This window comes from Bacillus sp. GbtcB10, from assembly GCF_019091365.1.
In the GTDB taxonomy this organism is placed as follows: Bacteria; Bacillota; Bacilli; order Bacillales; family Bacillaceae; genus Bacillus; species Bacillus altitudinis.
In genome coordinates, this window is the sequence record NZ_JAGXJP010000451.1 from 1 (window position 1) to 231 (window position 231).

A 231-nucleotide genomic window follows, 5' to 3' on the forward strand; every position below is an offset into this window, starting at 1 on the left:
GAACGTTATTTGGAGCACCAAATCCTGTACCTGGTACAAGAGCTACTTTTTCCTCTTCTAATAGAGCTTTTGCCCAATCATCAACGTTTTCATACCCTGATAAAGCTACAGCTTCTTTTACATTAGGGAATAAGTAAAATGCACCTTGTGGTTTAATGCAAGTAAAGCCAGGGATTTGAATTAATTTATCATAAATAATGTTTAATCTCTCTTCAAATGCTTGACGCATTG

General features: G+C 35.5%; 1 protein-coding gene. It reads right to left on the reverse strand.

Translation table 11 applies throughout. The annotated features are described in order from the left end of the window. Positions 1–231: aminotransferase class I/II-fold pyridoxal phosphate-dependent enzyme (locus tag KVT11_RS20805; RefSeq protein WP_217609237.1), on the reverse strand; the 231-nt coding region annotated here is incomplete at both ends.